Here is a 19,495-nt window from a genome sequence, read left to right as displayed (position 1 = left end):
CCCTCTCACATACTTCTAAACTTTCCAATCTATACGAGTAATAGACCGCTTTCTTATTTTGTTCTATTTCTAGCCGTTAATGTATGAAATCTCTTTTAAAAGCTTTTCATGATGAATTGCATGAAACACGAAAATTTATTTTGCAATATTCCGGAACTTCACGGACAATAGAAACTGTGAAGTATTTCACTAGTAAAATAGCAGGGGGAATGATTTTGATAAAATTTGAAGACTATCAATACACTAAGCCCAATATGGAAGACGTAAAACAAAATTTTAATGCACTACTACAGGAATTCCGTTCAGCGAGTTCTTATGACCAACAAAATGGAGTCATTGCAAAAATAAATACAATTAGCAAAGACTACTCAACAATGTCCAATCTTGCCTATATCCGTTCTTCCATCGATACGAACGATGAGTTCTATCAGAAAGAACGCGATTACTTCGATGAAATCGGACCGGAGTACCAAGAGCTTGAAACCGCTTACTATAAAGAACTGGTCTCCACCCCTTTTAGAGCACAACTCGAAGAGAAATGGGGTACTCAACTATTTGCTTTAGCTGATAACGCCATTAAATCGTTTTCTCCAGAAATCATCGGTATGTTGCAAAAAGAAAACAAACTAACTTCCGATTATTCGAAACTCGTCGCATCTTCACAAATCGAATTTGATGGAAAAACACTGACACTTGCTCAAATGGGACCCTATGCAGAATCAACGGACCGTTCCGTTCGTAAGTCAGCTATGGAAGCTACTTACAAATTCTACGCTGACAATGGTGAAAAGTTCGATGAAATCTATGATAAACTCGTTAAACTTCGACATGAAATTGCGATTACACTCGGTTATAAAAACTTTGTCGAACTTGGCTACGTACGGATGAACCGTATCGATTATGATGCGAATATGGTTAAGAAATTCCGTGATCAAGTGCGCGATCATATCGTTCCACTCGCAAGCCGCCTTTACACGCGCCAAGCTGAACGGATAGGCGTTGACGAGTTGAAGTTTTATGATCAATCCTTAGACTTCCTTACAGGCAATGCAACGCCACAAGGGTCTCCTGATTGGATCATTGAAAACGGTAAAAAGATGTACTCTGAACTTTCACCTGAAACGGATGCATTTTTCAAATTTATGACGGACAAGAACTTAATGGACGTCGAAGCGAAAACTGGAAAAGAAGCGGGCGGCTATTGCACATTCATCGATAATTACGAATCACCTTTCATCTTCTCTAATTTCAACGGAACGTCTGGTGATATCGATGTGTTAACACATGAAGCTGGGCACGCATTCCAAATTTTTTCTAGCCGCGACATTGGAATTCCTGAATATTTATGGCCAACGTCTGAGGGTGCAGAAATCCACTCCATGAGTATGGAATTCTTAACATGGCCTTGGATGGAATTATTCTTTAAAGAACAAACGGATAAATACAAATTCGCACACCTTAGTGGTGCATTGCTCTTTTTGCCATACGGCGTCGCAGTCGATGAATTCCAACATGTCATTTATGAAAATCCCGAAATGACTGCTTCAGAGCGAAAAGAAGCATGGAAAAAGATCGAGAAAATATACCTACCTATGCGTGATTACGATGGAATTGAATACTTGGAATCCGGTGCCGTTTGGCAGCGCCAGGGTCACATTTATGAAGGCCCATTCTATTATATCGATTACACTCTTGCACAAATCTGCGCGTTCCAATTTTGGAAACGGTCATTTGAAGACCGTGAAGCGGCATGGAAAGATTATTTACATCTTTGCTCACTGGGTGGTTCAAAATCATTTACAAAACTAGTCGCCGAAGCGAACTTAATCTCACCTTTCGAAGATGGTTGTGTCGAGTCTGTCATTGGAACAATCGAGTCATGGCTCGATTCAATAGATGATAAAGCACTTTAAAACGAAAAACGAGGCTGTCCTGATATTTTAGGATAGCCTCGTTTTTTTACATATCCCCAGCTCAACTAATCACATTAAACCTATTGCATTGCCTTTTGAATCGATATCCATCCGAAGTGCTGCAGGCGTTTTTGGTAACCCAGGCATGGTCATAATATCCCCCGTCAAACAGACAAGGAATCCCGCACCTAGTTTCGGCATTATCTTCCTAACAGTAATTGTAAACCCTTCAGGACGCCCAAGTATCTTCGGATCATCTGAAAATGAATACTGCGTTTTGGCCATGCAAACCGGTAAAATCCCCCAGCCATTATTCTCGATGTCTTTCAGATCTTTTAACGCTTGATCTGTAAATACGACACCCAATCCACCATATACTTTTTGAACGATGGCTGTAATTTTATCGCTTACGGGTTGTTCAATATCATAAAGCGGAGCAAAGTTGTTAGGCTTATCCAATAGCTTTAGAACTTCCTGTGCTAAAGCAATGCCGCCTTCTCCACCTCGTTCCCAGACATCAGTAAGTGCCACCCTTATTTCGTTTTCCTCACACCACTCAAAAATGGCTTCCAATTCAGCAGCAGTGTCCGTGATGAACTTGTTCAATGCAACAACAGGCTGGACACCAAATGTGCGTATGGTATCAACATGCTTTGCTAAGTTTACAATTCCATCCGTCACTGCCTGAATATTTTCCTCTGCTAGCTGATTTTTAGGAACTCCACCATGCATTTTAAGCGCTCGTACTGTTGCCACAATAACAACTGCTCCGGGTGAGAATTCACCTTGACGTGCTTTTATATTCATGAATTTCTCAGCACCTAAATCTGCGCCGAATCCAGCTTCAGTCACAACAATATCAGCAAGTTTACGTGCCGTATTCGTTGCAATCAATGAGTTACAGCCATGAGCAATATTTGCAAATGGTCCACCGTGAATAAGTGCCGGCGTTCCTTCAATTGTCTGAACAAGATTTGGTTTGAACGCCTCTTTCAGGAGAAGTGCCAGCGCACCTTGGACACCAAGGTCACGTACCGTTACTGCCTCTTTGTCATACGTATAACCAATAACCATGCGCGCAAGTCTTTCTTTCAAATCTTGCAGACTCGTCGCCAAACAGAACACCGCCATAATTTCAGATGCGACTGTAATATCGAAACCATCTTCCCTCGGAACTCCTTGTGCAGGACCGCCTAGACCAATTGTTATGTTGCGCAACGCACGATCATTCATATCCAAGGCGCGCTTCCAAGTAATTCTCCGCGGGTCAATCCGAAGTACGTTACCTTGGTGAAGATGATTATCTATTAGTGCACTAAGCGCATTATTTGCAGTCGTGATTGCGTGAATATCACCATTAAAATGCAAATTAATTTCTTCCATTGGCAATACTTGGGCATATCCACCGCCTGTAGCCCCACCCTTCATCCCCATAACAGGTCCTAGGGATGGTTCGCGTAATGCAATCATCGTTTTTTCACCAAGCTTTGAGAGCGCGTCAGCAAGCCCTACGGTGACCGTCGACTTCCCTTCTCCCGCTGGCGTTGGACTGATTGCCGTGACAAGAACAACTTTCCCGTCCTTGTAACTATCAGATAACTTTGTTACATCTATCTTTGCTTTGAATCTTCCGTATGGTTCAACCGCTTCTTCCGGAATACCCGCTCTTTCGGCAATAGCCCAAATCGATTTCATCGTTGCCTGTGATGCAATTTCCAAGTCTGTCAGTGGCAATACTTTTTCGGTCATTTCTGCCCCCACCTTTCTTTGTCTCAAGTATACCGTACCCATGTCTAAAGTCACACAGCACTTTACGACTTTAATATGACATTATTAAGCAAATCAAGTGTTACATCACTCCGATACTAGCAGTACCACTTTTCCAAACTGCTTACTTTCTTCAACATAATCAAATGCTTCTGTCGCTTCGTTCAGATTGAACACTTTATCGATAATTGGGTGTGTCCCGTATCTTTCGACATGCGCAATCATGTCTCGCAACTCTTCCCTGCTTCCTAGCGTAGAACCGAAAAGTTGGTACTGACCATAGAAAAATGCGCGTAAATCCAAGTCGACCGTATCTTCAGTCGTTGCACCAAATACAACGATGCGTCCTCCTTTTTTCAGTACCCTCAGCGAACGGTTAAATGTCGCCCGACCAACACTTTCAATGACCAGGTCGATTGTCTCTCCTTTTAGTTCATTGTTCCAATCTCCATTCGTATCAAGTGCAATGTCTGCGCCAAGTTCAAGTGCCTGTTTGCGCTTCTTTTCACTACGTGACGTCACAATTACACGTGCCCCGATATTTTTGGCGAATGAAATGAGGTATGTAGCCACTCCACTACCCGCACCTGGGATGAAAACAGTATCGCCCGCCTTCAGACCCCCCTTAGTAAATAGCGCGCGATAACCCGTGAGACCCGCCAAGGAAAGAACAGACGCCTCAACCCACGACAAGTGAGTAGGCTTCTTTTCAATTTGCTCAGCAGAAATGACAATCTTCTCCGCAAACGTACCGTTATCGGGCAACCCTAAAATATCAAAATTCGCTGGTGGCGCATCACTATTTTCAAACCACCTTAGCGAAGGATTAATCATTACTTCATCCCCAACTGCAAATTCTGTAACCCCACCACCTATAGAATCGATAACCCCTGCACCATCGGACCCAAGCGTCAATGCCTCAGCTTCATCCCCTCTACGTTCGGGTATATATAAGTCACGACGATTCAGACCAGCCGCCCGAATCGCTACGACAACTTCACCATATCCTGCAATCGGTTCTTTCATGTCACCTATTTTCAACTGCCCGAATTCATGGATAAATGCTTTCAGCTTAATCATCCTTTCTTAGATATATACTACCTCCATCATACCTTAATATATATAATTTTCCATACTCTTCCGAATAGTGAACATAAGAAAAGCGAAGGGCGCCGTAGCTAGACGTAGTTCCGAATCGAAAGCTTATACTAATCTATAAATAAAAGAAAGCAAGATACCTATGATAGTTCCAATAGGTTTCTTGCTTTCTTAGCAGTTCAAGTAATCTTTTATTTACGATCGGTTACCTTTTCGTCTTCCCAACATTCCGCGCCTTTTAGCCCCGGAATCGAACTTGCCTTAAATATAGGATTTAATCCTCTTTTTCGTTGTTCCGTATAATCGTCTAACGTTTTAAATGCAACTTTCCCTAGAAGGAAGATAACAATAAGGTTAATAACCGCCATCATCCCCATGAAGAGGTCTGCCATGTTCCAAACAAGATCTACTTTTGCAAGCGTTCCAAACATGACCATTGCGAGTACGCCAAAACGGTAAACAGTTAACCAAATTTTATTCGTCTTGATGAATTCAATATTCGTCTCGCCATAATAGTAGTTTCCAATAATCGAACTGAATGAAAAGAATAGAATGGCAATCGCTAAGAAATAAGGGGCCCACTCTCCAACATGGACGCCCAGCGATGTCTGAGTTAACAGGATCCCATCTACTTCCCCTGTATTATAAAGATCGGCAAGGATAATAATGAACGCTGTTGCAGAACAAATGATGATCGTATCAAAAAACACACCAAGACTTTGCACAAGGCCCTGTTTTGCTGGATGTGATGTACTTGCTACCGCGGCAGCATTCGGAACACTCCCCATCCCCGCTTCATTTGAGAACAATCCACGTCTTACCCCTTGCATAATTGCTGCCCCTACCGCACCACCGACCGCTTCATTCATTCCAAATGCGCTCGTGAAGATCAGTTTAAATACTGCAGGAATCTCAGTTACATTCATAATAACGACATAAAGCGCAACAGCAATATAAAGAATAGCCATAATCGGAACGAAAATTTGTGTAACATTAGCAATCCGTTTTACGCCTCCGAAAATTACAAGCGCCGTTAAAACAATAAGAACTAAACCAATTATCCATTTTTCAATATGAAACACACTATTGAAAGACGCACTAATTGTATTTGACTGCACAGCATTAAAAATGAAACCGAAACAAAGTGTTAGCAAAATGGCGAATATAATACCTAGCTTCCGATTACCTAGTGCACTTTGCATATAATAAGCAGGCCCTCCGCGGAACGTATCACCGTCTTTCACTTTATATACTTGCGCGAGCGTACTTTCGATAAATGCCGTCGCCATTCCGATTATCGCAATGACCCACATCCAAAAAACGGCGCCAGGGCCCCCAATACCAATAGCCAGGGCAACCCCAGTGATATTTCCTGTCCCAACCCGAGATGCAGCACTAATTGTAAACGCTTGAAAAGCGGATATACCACCCTTTTTATCCGGTTTTTCAACCATAAGCTTAAACATTTCACCAAACAGACGGACCTGGACAAATTTCGTTCGAATCGTAAAATAAATACCTAAACCAATAAGTAAACCAATAAGAATATACGACCACAGAAGATTATTCCCGGTCGTTACAATCCATTCTAATGCACTTTCAATCATTTTCATTTCCTCCCAATCTCAACGTTGACATGCGCTATGTAATCTTCTTAATACATGTCAACAACGCCCATATCCATAACTATGGATATTTTTAAATCAAGTACATATTATACCCTATTTCGACAAATGAGAATAGCGGTTATTTAATGGGAATTAATGATTGACCCCGTTATTATTTTCAACAATAAAAGAGCAAGGCATCCCCACAAAGGATTCTATCCTAAATTCGCCAAATCTTATAGCGAGTAGTATGTAATTCAATCTCTCTCTGCTACATAACTCACATTATGAGAGCCTTCGCGTATTTTACACACTGGGTCTAGAAGTGACATCTCTAGGTTGTAAGTTATCCACAGTTAAAAAACTTGTGATTTTCAGACAACAAAAAACCTCCCTTCCTAATTTGAAAGGAGGCTACAATTATTCAGTTTTCCGTAAAGTAACAACGACTATTTCTGGTTGATTGAACAGCCTCACCGGAATTATGCTATTGCCAAGACCGCGACTTACTACCAATCGACTGTCATTCTTCTCGTGGACTCCCGATGAATATTTAGGAAACCATCCTTGCCCGGGTGACACAAGCCCCCCGACTCCCGGCATTCGAAATTGTCCACCATGGGCATGACCACTGAATGTCACATCTATCCTAGCTTCGGCGTATTCATCGAATCGTTCCGGTCTATGTGACAATAGAACCTTGAACATCTCATCAGGTATATTTTTAAATGCTTGTTCAATCGATTTCTTAACGGCTTCATCATCCTCGAGATCACTTGCCAGAGGGTCATCAATTCCGCCAATCGCTATTGAACTACCCGGAAATAGTGTAATCACGTCTGCTTCATTTGATAAGACGCGAACACCCAGTTCTGCTAGAGCTCCCTTAATATTATCCATATCCTCCGTAGCAACTTCATGATTGCCCGTAACATAATATATTGGTGCTACAAATTGAAGCTCTTGAATAAGTATTAGGCTTTTTTCAAGATTGTAGCGGTTACTGTCGATAAAATCTCCAGTGATGAATATCGCTTGAGGTGTAATCATTTTAACTCTATTGACAACCTCCAAGTGATTTTCACCGAATTCAGCATCATGCAAATCAGAAATCTGGACGATACTGAATTTGTCGTAACTATCGGGAATCTTATCTGACATGATTTCGTAACGCGTTACCCCGACTGTAGTATTTTCTTTGTATATCAAAAAACTAAGAAGACCAATTATGAGTAGGACGTTAAACCACTTACTTCGTAATGACATCTTTGTTTTCGTTGTCTTTACAGTCGCTTTCATTACTGCCAGCGTTTTTTAAATTTTGCAAGTTCTAGAAGTTCAAGTACTTCTTTTTTTGGCAGTTCTGTCAGTATCGCAAGCATTTCGAGTTCTGCACGTCTTCTGCCTTTTCCACTTCTATAGGTTTCTTTATTTAGTGCATCAAGTTCAGCATACAGTTCATCAGTATGACTCGCTTGCTCCAGTTCCTCTGCCTCTATATCACTGATAATATTTTCTCTCAATTTGTCGTAAAGCATATCTACATTTGTAGAACCTGAGTTTTTAAATGGTTTTGACGTTTTCGCGTTACCGAGAATTAGCTCATCAGTTGAAACATTGAAGCGTTCCGAGATTTTCGCTACCCAAGCTGCGGATGGAGCATTTTTCCCTTTTTCCCAATCTTTAATTCGACTTGCCGACGTCCCTATAGCCGTACCAAATGCCATCATTGATAATCCACGTTCTTCACGCAGTTTTTTTAGCCTTATACCAAAATCCTCTTTGTTCCAATCATTCACATTGACGCCCCCTAAATAATTTATATACAACTCTATTATTTTTTATCTGGGGGCTTCTGTCAATCTATTTTTTGATTTTTCTATAAAACAATTAATAACCGGTTTTTTGTCGGTTATAATTTTCTTCATTCTTTGCTAAATATGCAATAATAATATCTTCATTTTTGAACCCAAGTTTTTTTGCAATAGCGCCATAATGAATCCAGACTTGCTCATAAGAGGTCATAGTAAGTTCATTCAAGAAGCGATGTATTGCAGCCGTCGTCTCAAGGAATAATTGTGTCAACTCTCCTTCAACTTCACCTACCGGCCAGCTTGTAAGCGTATGTAATTCCTTTTCGATACCTAAAGACAGAAGGAAATGAATTGAATCCACATACTCTTCAAGAATCACAGCATCATCTGAAGGACCTTTCGTACTCCAAAATTTAAAGCAACGAGTTTCATTCGCAAGTTCTGCGAGTTCAATTAGGAGTGCAAGTCCTTTTTCTTGAAAAACATCTGTCTGTTTCTCCCTGTTGTTTTGGATAAATAAATCGAGTTCACGTTGCATAGAGAATAGTTTTGACAGTTGCATAAAAAAACCTCCAATTATTATTTATATTGAAACTATTTAGCTTATCATCCGTATAAGACAGTAACTATAAAATTCGGAAAGGGGAATCCGTATGGGATTGCTAATCCGCTTTATCATAATTGTCTTTATCATTTATTTGTTCTACCGCGGGATTCGTTATTTAACCAACCCTAAAAGAAAGCTCGATATTGCATATGCGGAGGAGAAGTATTTTTTCTATGATGAAGTGAATAATGTGCGAAAAAATTTTTTCCTATCATATAAAGGTGCTATGTTTGAAGGCGAAAAATATTTAGATACAGCAGATGATTCCAGTGAGGTCATCTCCATTTTCGTTTGGATAAAAGATGAGACTAAACTTCAAAATTTCACAAAAGCCGATTTTCATTATCTCTCATCAAAAATCCTATCCAACTACCCTAAAGCAGATATCAGTTGGAAAAATCCAATCGAACAACTAATGGAACCATAATGCAAGCCCGTTGAAAAGCGGGCTTTTTACGCCTCCACTATACCTGGCAGAGTAATACCAAGAAGATAGAGTATACCGATTCCATATGCGATTGCTAATATAAGAAAGCCGATCCGAAATGATGTATGCCTCGTCTTATGACGGAATGTTTGCATCCCGAAGTAAGCACCAATGCCTCCACCAAGCAGTGCAAGTGTCCATAAAGTCTTTTCAGGAATACGTTGCCCTTTTCTTTTTGCCTGACGTTTGTCGTACCCCATTGTAATGAATGCCCAAATAGACATAATTGCAATCCATCCTAGAATAGTTGTTTGCATGTGCGATACCCCCTTTTCTTTTTATTTTACATGGTAACTGCTGAAAAGGACTATTTAAACGACATCTCACCGAAAATGTACGACGGATTTGCATTAGTATACGACAGACAAGTATCAGAGCAACAGGTAGTCGAACTCTACGAAAAAACGTGGCAAACACCCCCCGTAAAATCAACTAAAAAAGCCGCCCCGCACCCAGATTAGCTCTGGGCCGTTTGGCAGCTTGTATTGACGTTCTTATTTTGCGATTGATTTTTTTGCAGCATTTGCAAGTTGTGTGAACGCTTGTGCGTCAGTCACTGCAAGATCAGCAAGCATTTTACGGTTAACATCGATGCCAGCTACTTTCAAGCCGTGCATTAGAGTGCTGTAAGAAAGACCGTTGATACGTGCAGCCGCATTGATACGTGTAATCCAAAGTTTACGGAATTCACGTTTCTTCTGACGACGGTCACGGTATGCATAGTTGAATGATTTCATTACCTGTTGGTTTGCTACCTTGTAAAGTCTATGTTTTGAACCAAAATAACCTTTTGCTAATTTCAATACTCGATTACGACGCTTGCGCGACACTGTTCCACCTTTTACGCGTGGCATAGTTCATTACCTCCTGCTTTTCTGTCCGATTGTGTTTTAAATTATTTCATGTAAGTGATCATTTGACGAATACGTTTAAAGTCGCTTGCAGAAACGAGTGAAGATTTACGCAGGTGACGTTTCGCTTTTGTCGGTTTGTTTGCAAAAAGGTGACTTGTGTAAGCACTGCCACGCTTCAATTTACCAGAACCGGTTTTTTTGAAACGTTTCGCTGAGCCGCGGTGAGTTTTCATTTTTGGCATGTTCTGTTCCTCCTAAATCATTCATTGTTACTCTTTTTCAGCGGTTGGAGCAAGCACTAGGAACATGCTGCGGCCTTCCATCTTCGGTCTTTGTTCAACCGTAGATACATCTTTGCACGCTTCTGCGAAACGGTCAAGGACGCGCTGTCCGATTTCCTTGTGCGTAATTGCACGCCCGCGGAAACGGATGGAAGCTTTAACTTTGTCGCCTTTTTCAAGGAACTTGATAGCGTTCCGTAATTTTGTCTGGAAATCATGCTCATCGATTGTCGGGCTTAACCGAACTTCTTTAAGCAGAATGATTTTCTGATTCTTACGGACTTCGCGATCCTTTTTCTGCTGTTCAAACTTGAACTTTCCGTGGTCCATGATACGAGCCACTGGGGGTTTCGCTGTTGGAGCTACAAGGACAAGATCCAAATTCGCAAGAGCGGCAATTTCTAGTGCCTCAGTGCGTGTTTTGATTCCGAGCTGATCGCCGTTGTGATCAATGATGCGTAGCTCGCGGGCACGGATGCCCTCATTAACGTACATGTCTTTGCTAATAGTAATCCACCTCCGGATATTTCTCGAATACATGGTTTGGGTATACCGTCCTGTTCGGGCGGTCCCACAGGTTCATCCAACAAAAAAAGGTAGACAAATTGGATTTGTCTACCCGCGTATGTGTACGTGCAAAAGCACGGCACTTTACTCATGTTTTAACCCGTCAACAACGTCTAGGCGTCGAGCAGGTGAGAAGCGGGTAGCCTCTTCTTATACCACAAACTGTATTCAGTCATTACTAACCTTAATTACTTTAACATGTGTCAATTAACTTGTCAACATATTTTAATAAAATGAGCATTGGCGTATTCACGATTGTCGCTTTGCTTTCATCGTGGACATCATGTACTTAGATTTATACAGCTGAGGTTTGACCACTGCTATATAAAGTTAATTACTTGTAACTTCTTCTTTTAGTCTAGCAAGGAATTCGTCAAATGGCAAGCTTTCAGATTGCTGTTCACCATATTTACGAACATTCACTTCGCCTGATTCAACTTCCTTGTCGCCAAGAACGAGCATATAAGGTACTTTTTGCATCTGCGCTTCCCGAATTTTGTAACCGATTTTTTCATCACGGCTATCAATATTAACACGGAATCCTGCAGCAACCAATTTTTCACGAACGCCATCTGCATAATCAAAATGCGCATCTGGTGAAACGGGAATTACTTCTACTTGAACAGGTGCTAACCAAGTTGGGAATGCACCTTTGTATTCTTCAATTAGGAATGCAACAAAACGTTCCATAGTTGAAACAACTCCACGGTGAATGACGACTGGACGATGTTGTTTTCCATCTTCGCCAACGTATGTTAGATCGAAACGTTCAGGAAGCAAAAAGTCGAGTTGTACTGTTGATAACGTTTCTTCCATACCAATTGCTGTTTTCACTTGAACATCGAGTTTAGGGCCATAGAATGCAGCTTCCCCTTCTACTTCAACATAGTCAAGGCCAAGTTCATCCATCGCTTCTTTAAGCATTGATTGTGCACGATTCCACATTGCATCGTCATCAAAGTATTTCTCTTTATCTGCTGGATCTCGGTAAGAAACACGGAATGAATAATCTTCAATATTGAAATCTTTATAAACTTCAATAACGAGTTGTACAACTCGTTTGAACTCGTCCTTAATCTGGTCCGGACGAACAAAGATATGCGCATCATTCAACGTCATTCCGCGAACGCGCTGCAAGCCTGATAGTGCGCCGGACATTTCATAACGATGCATTGTACCAAGTTCTGCAATGCGTAGTGGCAGGTTTCTGTATGAATGAATTCCATTTTTATAAATCATCATATGATGTGGACAGTTCATTGGACGCAGGACAAGATCTTCGTTGTCCATGCTCATGACAGGGAACATGCCATCTTGATAGTGATCCCAGTGACCTGAAGTTTTATACAATTCCACGTTTCCAAGAACAGGTGTATAAACGTGGTCATACCCAAGCTTCGTTTCTTTATCAACGATGTATCTTTCAATTACACGGCGAATCGTAGCTCCCTTAGGTAACCACATTGGTAAGCCTTGTCCAACTTTTTGAGAGTTCATGAACAGATTAAGCTCTTTCCCGATTTTACGGTGATCTCGCTCTTTAGCTTCTTCCAGGAGACGAAGATGTTCTTTCAACTCATCTTTTTTGAAGAATGCCGTACCGTAAATCCGTTGTAACATTTTGTTATTTGAATCACCGCGCCAGTATGCACCTGCGATGCTAAGAAGTTTGAATTCTTTCAACTTCCCTGTAGATGGAACGTGGACTCCGCGGCACAAGTCGATGAAGTCGCCTTGTTCATAGATAGACACTTGCTCCCCCTCAGGAATCGCTTCAAGAAGTTCTAGCTTATATTCGTCATCAATTTCCTCGAAACGCTTTTTCGCCTCTTCACGAGATACGTCATGACGAATTACTTCCACGTTTTCAGCAATAATTCTTCTCATCTCTTTTTCAAGTTCAGGTAAGTCTTCTGCTGTAATCGGTTCAGGCGAATCAATATCATAATAAAATCCGCTTTGAATAACTGGCCCGATACCCAGCTTCGCATTAGGGTACTTACGTTTCACAGCTTGCGCAAGAAGATGTGCTGTACTGTGACGTAATATTTCAAGCGCTTCCGGTGATTGAGGTGTGATAATTGCAATATCGCCGTCCTCAGTAATCGCTGATTTCAAATCTACTAGCTTGTCTCCCACTTTACCTGCTAGCGCACTTTTTCGCAGTCCCGGGCTAATCGATCCTGCAACGTCTTCAGTAGTTGTACCTTGTGGAAATTCTTTCACAGCACCATCTGGAAATTTCAAATTAATCATAGTTGTCATTGTTAAGCACTCCTCTTTATTATTATTGAACAACAAAAAAAGCCCCATCCCTGGAAAGGGACGAAGCTTTAGCTCGCGGTTCCACCCTTCTTCCTTCAAATTGGTACAGAAATATATACCAAAAAGATGAAGCTTGACGTCGGGTAACGGACCGGATTCCGTCATCGGTTACTGCACAATGTTCACCGATGCTGCTCCGAGGTGGTAAATCATCCTTCTATCCTTCAGGGCTTCCAGCCAATGGCCCCGTTCTCTTTAGGTAGACGAAAAGATTGTTGTCCTCTTCCACGCATTTCAGATTATTTATTAAAATTGAGTATACTCGGATTACGCATTAAATGCAAGTGCGTTTCATCCGCATTAACGATCTACAATGAGATTATGTAAAAGTCGACATAATGTACATGTAGGTATTCCGCTAATTTCAACTGCCTGAATTATAAAAAGCACTATAGACTTGTTTCATCCCTTGATGTAGTTCGCAATTATCGAGATTTCTCACTATGCAGTTTTTTTGATAATCGTATGGTGGTCTTTCGTCCATCACTTAATGCTTGTCAGTTAATGAAAAGTATAGCCCAACGATGAACGGGAAACCTACCTTTATCAAGTTATCGAATGGAGGATTTTCATTGACACACAGTGATAAGACAGACAAAATCTTACTGCAATCAAAGCCTTTTCGCAATGACGCTTTCGATTTATCGGAGGATACCTATGAAGATGAGAGTGTTGTACAAGCGGGAATGGTATGAAAAAAAAACACATCATTCAGCTGATACTCATTTCTATTGTGTTACTATCAACACCAAAAATACTCTCCGAAGTATTCCCAGTTTTTTCTTCGACGTCTGACGCCGGAAGCACAATCACGATTTTCTCAGAAACTAATAAAGATGATCTTTACAAAAAAATCCTAGCGTACAGAGACCAACATAAAACTGAACCAATTGACGCGAAAATCGACAGAGTATGGAAAGCAATACCCGGGTACAATGGTTTGGAAGTAGATATTGAAGCCAGTTATAAAAATATGAAGGCGAACGGTGAAATGGACAAAAACAAAATCATATTTAAGGAAACTTCGCCAAAAATTCATTTGGACGATTTAGAGCCCTCACCAATTTATAGAGGGAATCCAGAAAAACCTATGGTGGCCCTGTTAATAAATGTCGCCTGGGGCAATGAGTACATCCCAGGAATCCTTAAAATCCTAGATGATTCCAAAGTCAAAGCAACATTCTTTTTTGACGGAAGTTGGGTCAAAAAGAATCCAGATTTGGCTACATCGATTAGCCTTAGGGGTCATGAAATCGGCAACCACGCTTACAGTCATCCCGATCTTAAACAACGCTCTAGGAATGAGACGACGGAAGAATTGAAAAAAACGAATGATGTCATTGAAGCAACTCTTAAGACAAAACCTAAGTGGTTTGCACCGCCAAGCGGGAGTTTTAATCAAGAAACAATTCTTGTCGCGAACGAACTCGGTATGAAAACCATTTTATGGACAGTCGATACGGTTGATTGGAAAAAACCTGCAACTTCGGAAATGGTCAGACGCGTTATAACAGGTGTAGAAAACGGTTCAATGGTTCTTATGCATCCAACAAAACCGGTCGCTGAAGGGCTAGAAAGCATGATATCTAGTATAAAAGAAAAAGGATACCAACTAGGTACCGTAAGTGACTTGATGAATGAAAAACGTATTGACAAATAATCTACGCTTCCCAAAGTCAGCACTTTTCAATTGAATTTATCAATGTGTTCCTTGCTTACTTTTAGCAAAGATTATGCAACTAATCTTGTGTCATCTTATAGAAAGTGACACTTCTTTAAAATATATAAGAAAAACCATAGAGAAAGCATCAGCCGCCAAAATTGCATCTTTGGCGGCTTTTCTCCAGGTAAAAAGCAAGCTATTCTTTCGTCCAAAAAACCTTTAGCACTCTAGGTATTTAAGCATTTGGAGCGCGACGGATGAAGGATAACCATACGATTACCGAAAAAAATGTGTGGGGGTACGACAAAGTCGCATCCCTACACATCCAGACATCTCAGTAATCGTACTAGAAGTCATTCGATTCAAAGCGTGCAACTATATAAGTAGAACTCAGGGGCTGATCAAGTTATTTACTGGTTAATTTTAGTTAAAAACTCCTGACCGTGTCATCAAGAACTTTTGCAGATTTCATTAGTTGTCCGGCAGCAGTCCCGATTGTCACGACAACTTCGGCTAAGGAAGACAATTGGTCCCCCACATCTTGAAAATCCACAATGGATGTATCGATGGCTTCAGTGATTTGTTCAAATGATTCCATTGATTTCTTGTTTTCCGTCAGACCCTCACCTACTAAGCTTTGAATGTCTACGATAGAGTCTATGACTTGATCGGTAACATTACTGGATACATCGATTAATGTGGCAATTTGTTCGACAGATTGCTTCGTTTGGTCTGCCAGCTTTCGTACTTCATCGGCAACGACTGCAAAACCTTTCCCATATTTCCCGGCACGGGCGGCTTCAATTGCTGAATTTAGTGCAAGCAAATTTGTTTGATTGGCAATGGTTTTTACAATTTGAATAACCTTTTGTATTTCATTTGACGAGGCAGCCAGCCGTTGCACCATCTGTGACATTTCGTTTGTTCTTTTATCTATTTCGGTGGTGTGTTTAAGTAGTCCCCGCATTTGGGCAATACCTACTTGAGAAATATGTTTTGTTTCATTCGAATCGATGATGCAGGATTTTAACTGTTCATTCACTTGTTTCGCATTCCCAATAAGTTCACTTACGGAAACGGACGTCCCAGAAGATTGCAGCTCTAACTCGTTGGATATCTTACCAATCGTTTCTTTTATACGAAGTTGGATTTTATTCTGTTCTTTCTGATGAATTGACGTTGCAAAATCATCAAATTCCTCCAAAACAATTTGCTGTTCAAAGTTTAGTAATTTACAGACAGATAAAATGACTTTTTGTTCTTCATCATTCGATAATTTCAAGGAATAAATCATTCGGATTAGACTGGACTGTAGGTTTTGAAATGCAGCAATATACCATTTGGGAAGTAACCCTATATGAACATGCATTTTAGCAACTTGTACCCTGCTTTCAATGAACCCGTGATCGATTCTTCCATCAAATAATTCAATGATATGTTTTTCTAATGTTTTCCTTAGTTTCTCAATGGAACTGTTCTTTTCAATAATTGTCGTTAATGTGGGCACTTGAATGATAGCTGTATAAAACCCGTCGACAATTTGATTGATTTGTTCTTCAACGTACGGTTTTAATCGGCGTACAAGTTGCAAATCTTCTAATTCCAACTTGATCATAGACAATTGTTTTAATCGTTCCTTATCTTGGAGGAATATTCCTATCCTTGAAACTTGAACATTTTTTAATGATTGTTCAGTTTTTTTGCGAGTAAAAAATAACATGAGGTCTTCTCCAATCTTTAATTGTATAAATTTCCACGATCAAAACCTGCCCCAGATGTCGAGGGAATACTTAGTTTTTTCAAAAGGAGTTGTACCTTATCGTTGGGAAGTGGCTTCGAATAAAAGTAGCCTTGGACTTCATCGCAATGCAATTCCTGTAAAAATAATTCCTGTTCAACCGTTTCGACCCCTTCGGCAATAATATTCAAATCTAAACTCTTAGCCAAATCAACGATTGTTTTGACGATTGCCCGGTTACTCGTGCTTGTATTCAACTCTTGAACAAATACCTGGTCTATTTTCAAGTGAGTAATTGGAAATTTATTCAAATAACTTAAAGAAGAGTAACCCGTTCCGAAATCGTCGATGCTAATATTGATGCCCATTTCCCTGAGTTGCTGGAGAATTACCTGGCTATGGTTTACGTCGATAGTCGCACTTTCGGTGATTTCAAGATTTAGATACTCCGGTTTCAGCCCTGTTTTTGTCAGCGTTTCGCTTACTTGTGCAACAAAAGAGGGATGAATAAACTGGAGAAAGGAAACGTTTACATTCATTCTAACTGGTGAATAACTGTCGTTTTGCCATTCTTTTGCCTGCGCGCAAGCGGTTTCAAGTACCCATTTCCCAATTTGTACAATTAACCCGGTTTCTTCGGCAGTCGGGATAAAATGCAAAGGAGAGATGATGCCTTCTGAGGGATGTTGCCAACGGATGAGTGCTTCCACCCCGATGAGTTTCCCTGTTTTTAAATTCATTTGCGGCTGATAATGAAGCACGAACTGATCCTTTTGTAGGGCTTCCTGAAGTCCAAGTACAAGCGTTTTATGGTCACAAATATTGTTTTTTACTTCTTTATCGAAAAGGCAATATGTGTTTTTACCATTTTCTTTCGCACTATACATAGCTGAATCAGCATTTCGTATTAATGTATCGTAGTCGTATCCATCTTCCGGAAACCTACTGATACCGATACTTGAACTAGTGAACACGTCAAGCTCCCCAAAAACGAACGGTTGGGACAACTCTCCAATAATCTTCGTCGCCACCGCTTCCAACTCTGAAGGCTGCGCTGAATGAAGTAAAATGACAAACTCATCACCGCCGTGGCGTGCAACGATATCAACTTTAGGACTACAATTTTTAAGTCGTTCGCCAACAGTTATTAGTAGTTGGTCACCAATTGCATGCCCCATCTTATCGTTGACCTGTTTAAAACAATCAAGATCAATAAACATGATTCCAAATGTTGCATCTTCTACTTGAGATTGTTTAATTGTTTCGTTCACTTTTTGTTGGAAAAATCGTCTGTTTGGAAGCGCTGTTAAATAGTCATAATAAGCCATATGTTCAACGAGCTTTTCCGCTTCTTTTCGTTCGGAAATATCTGAGACGGTACCAACAACCTCAATAACTTCGTTGTTTTCAAAAATCGGTGATATGTATACAATAAATGCATATTGAAACAAATTTAATTCAAAGTGAATCTCTTTCCCTTGTAAGCCTTCTTTCAAAAAAAAGTTAAATTGCTTGATTTCCTCTTCTGAAAAAGGATATGCCAGCGCTTTCTTGGATATATTCTCAGTTGTAATGCCAAGTTTTTCAGTAAGCTTTCCCTCAATAAGCGTAAAAACTATTTCCCCATTATCATCATTCCTATATTTAAAAACCGCGTTTTGAAGATTTCTCACTGTCTGAGAAAAGTCATTTTTCAGAGCAATTTGTAGCGCCTCTTCTGCTTCTTTTCTATCTGTAATGTCTGTTCGAATTACGATATATTGGTAAGGATCCCCTTTATCATCTAAATAAGGAACAATCGTCGTGTTCACCCAATATTCTACGCCATCTTTCGCTCGATTTTTCACATCGCCTTTCCAAATACCGCCTCTCTCAATCGTACGCCACATTTCTTTGAAAAAGCTTTTTGGATGATAGCCCGAGTTTACAACCCGATGTGATTTTCCAATCAATTCATCAGCTGAGTACTTTGATAGTTCACAAAACTTTTCATTCACATAAGTAATAATTCCTCTGCTATTAGTAATTGCGACAATAGAGGATTGATTGAGAGCATTTTCAATTGTACGAAAGTCCTCGAGTGTATTTTTATATTTTTTTTCGGTAAGTACTTTTTGTGTGATATCGAAATCAAAAGAAATAAATTGGGTGATTTTGCGATCTTCGTTGAGAACAGGCAAAATTGTTGCTTGCACCCAATAAGGTAAACCATCTTTAGAAACAAGTTTGACTATCTGATGACTTACTTTACCTTTAATTAAATCCCTTATCATTCCCTGATTGGCGGTTTCCAGCGTCCATTCCATACACACTTTTTCGTAACTTTCTCCAATCAATTCATTTTCACTATACTTTGAGAGGTCGCAAAATTTCCGATTCACGTGTGTGAAGATCCCGTTACGATCTAAAATTGATATAGAAAATTTCTCTTCCAATACACTGGAAATAGGCAATAAATTATTGATTTCCAGAAGCATCATATAACAATCCCCCTTTTATAGAAATACCGATTCGAGGCTATATTACCCTGAATATATAAATATCATAATTTCTTGCATCTTCACCACGGTAAATAGTGGTGAATAATTTTTCAATAAAAAGAATATATGCAACTTTTATCATATCACCAATCTTCCTACTAATAACCTAGGGAATTCCCTAATATCACAAAATAAGTTTAATTATTACGAATTAAGACGCTACTACATGAGCATTTAGTACGTGTAAAATATCCTTGGAAATATCATTTAGTAAATCTCTTTGTCCTTTATCGA

At 40.1% G+C, this 19,495-nt stretch carries 17 protein-coding genes; 4 read left to right on the top strand and 13 right to left on the bottom strand.

The genetic code is table 11. From position 1 onward, the window contains the following. Positions 1-209: 209 nt before the first annotated feature. Complete coding sequence (locus tag FQ087_RS02435) at positions 210-1,913, top strand: M3 family oligoendopeptidase (RefSeq protein WP_370456026.1); 1,704 nt, start codon at positions 210-212, stop codon at positions 1,911-1,913. A gap of 69 nt (positions 1,914-1,982) precedes the next feature. On the opposite strand, the gene FQ087_RS02430 is transcribed toward FQ087_RS02435, so the two are convergent. The 6 genes from FQ087_RS02430 to FQ087_RS02405 all read right to left on the bottom strand — a co-directional run bounded on the left by FQ087_RS02430 (position 1,983) and on the right by FQ087_RS02405 (position 8,761). After that, complete coding sequence (locus FQ087_RS02430) at positions 1,983-3,662, bottom strand: formate--tetrahydrofolate ligase (RefSeq protein WP_188006616.1); 1,680 nt, start codon at positions 3,660-3,662, stop codon at positions 1,983-1,985. A 105-nt stretch (positions 3,663-3,767) separates the two neighbouring features. Continuing rightward, a complete protein-coding gene (locus FQ087_RS02425) occupies positions 3,768-4,751 on the bottom strand; it encodes a zinc-binding dehydrogenase (RefSeq protein ID WP_149580722.1) in 984 nt (327 codons plus the stop codon). 218 nt (positions 4,752-4,969) lie between these two features. Then, positions 4,970-6,391 (bottom strand): alanine/glycine:cation symporter family protein, encoded by a 1,422-nt coding sequence (locus FQ087_RS02420; RefSeq protein ID WP_223145587.1) that lies wholly within the window; start codon positions 6,389-6,391, stop codon positions 4,970-4,972. A 414-nt stretch (positions 6,392-6,805) separates the two neighbouring features. Continuing rightward, on the bottom strand, positions 6,806-7,684 hold the full coding sequence (locus tag FQ087_RS02415) for a metallophosphoesterase (RefSeq protein WP_255452122.1): 879 nt from the start codon (positions 7,682-7,684) through the stop codon (positions 6,806-6,808). Next, positions 7,684-8,184 carry a helix-turn-helix domain-containing protein gene (locus FQ087_RS02410; RefSeq protein ID WP_188006615.1) on the bottom strand — a complete coding sequence of 167 codons (501 nt, stop codon included), beginning with the start codon at positions 8,182-8,184 and terminating at the stop codon, positions 7,684-7,686. Before FQ087_RS02410 ends, FQ087_RS02415 begins: the two co-directional genes overlap by 1 nt. 91 nt (positions 8,185-8,275) lie before the next feature. Continuing rightward, complete coding sequence (locus FQ087_RS02405) at positions 8,276-8,761, bottom strand: dUTP diphosphatase (RefSeq protein WP_149578962.1); 486 nt, start codon at positions 8,759-8,761, stop codon at positions 8,276-8,278. A 91-nt stretch (positions 8,762-8,852) separates the two neighbouring features. Between FQ087_RS02405 and FQ087_RS02400 the strand changes: the two genes are divergently transcribed. After that, on the top strand, positions 8,853-9,233 hold the full coding sequence (locus FQ087_RS02400) for a sigma-w pathway protein ysdB (protein WP_149578961.1): 381 nt from the start codon (positions 8,853-8,855) through the stop codon (positions 9,231-9,233). 26 nt (positions 9,234-9,259) lie between these two features. On the opposite strand, the gene FQ087_RS02395 is transcribed toward FQ087_RS02400, so the two are convergent. The 5 genes from FQ087_RS02395 to thrS all read right to left on the bottom strand — a co-directional run bounded on the left by FQ087_RS02395 (position 9,260) and on the right by thrS (position 13,260). After that, positions 9,260-9,550 carry a DUF1294 domain-containing protein gene (locus FQ087_RS02395; RefSeq protein WP_149578960.1) on the bottom strand — a complete coding sequence of 97 codons (291 nt, stop codon included), beginning with the start codon at positions 9,548-9,550 and terminating at the stop codon, positions 9,260-9,262. Between the two features lie 237 nt (positions 9,551-9,787). Continuing rightward, complete coding sequence (rplT, locus tag FQ087_RS02390) at positions 9,788-10,147, bottom strand: 50S ribosomal protein L20 (protein ID WP_149578959.1); 360 nt, start codon at positions 10,145-10,147, stop codon at positions 9,788-9,790. 41 nt (positions 10,148-10,188) lie between these two features. After that, positions 10,189-10,389: a 50S ribosomal protein L35 gene (gene rpmI, locus FQ087_RS02385; protein WP_149578958.1), complete on the bottom strand. Its 201-nt coding sequence runs from the start codon at positions 10,387-10,389 to the stop codon at positions 10,189-10,191. A 27-nt stretch (positions 10,390-10,416) separates the two neighbouring features. Beyond that, entirely contained in the window at positions 10,417-10,923 is a 507-nt protein-coding gene (gene infC, locus FQ087_RS02380) for a translation initiation factor IF-3 (protein WP_149580720.1), read from the bottom strand. Positions 10,924-11,325: 402 nt separating this feature from the next. After that, positions 11,326-13,260 (bottom strand): threonine--tRNA ligase, encoded by a 1,935-nt coding sequence (gene thrS, locus FQ087_RS02375; RefSeq protein WP_149578957.1) that lies wholly within the window; start codon positions 13,258-13,260, stop codon positions 11,326-11,328. A 632-nt stretch (positions 13,261-13,892) separates the two neighbouring features. On the opposite strand from thrS, the gene FQ087_RS22800 reads away from it, so the two are divergent. Next, positions 13,893-14,015: a hypothetical protein gene (locus FQ087_RS22800; protein ID WP_255452121.1), complete on the top strand. Its 123-nt coding sequence runs from the start codon at positions 13,893-13,895 to the stop codon at positions 14,013-14,015. Next, positions 14,012-14,980 (top strand): polysaccharide deacetylase family protein, encoded by a 969-nt coding sequence (locus FQ087_RS02370; RefSeq protein ID WP_149578956.1) that lies wholly within the window; start codon positions 14,012-14,014, stop codon positions 14,978-14,980. The genes FQ087_RS22800 and FQ087_RS02370 overlap by 4 nt, the downstream gene beginning before the upstream one ends. A 430-nt stretch (positions 14,981-15,410) precedes the next feature. On the opposite strand, the gene FQ087_RS02365 is transcribed toward FQ087_RS02370, so the two are convergent. Then, positions 15,411-16,703, bottom strand: a complete 1,293-nt coding sequence (locus FQ087_RS02365; RefSeq protein ID WP_149578955.1) for a globin-coupled sensor protein — start codon at positions 16,701-16,703, stop codon at positions 15,411-15,413. 17 nt (positions 16,704-16,720) lie between these two features. After that, positions 16,721-19,201, bottom strand: coding sequence for an EAL domain-containing protein (locus tag FQ087_RS02360; protein ID WP_149578954.1), 2,481 nt, complete (start codon positions 19,199-19,201; stop codon positions 16,721-16,723). Positions 19,202-19,495 lie beyond the last annotated feature (294 nt).

This window comes from Sporosarcina sp. ANT_H38, from assembly GCF_008369195.1.
In the GTDB taxonomy this organism is placed as follows: Bacteria; Bacillota; Bacilli; order Bacillales_A; family Planococcaceae; genus Sporosarcina.
This window is presented reverse-complemented; position numbering and strand designations above follow the sequence as displayed.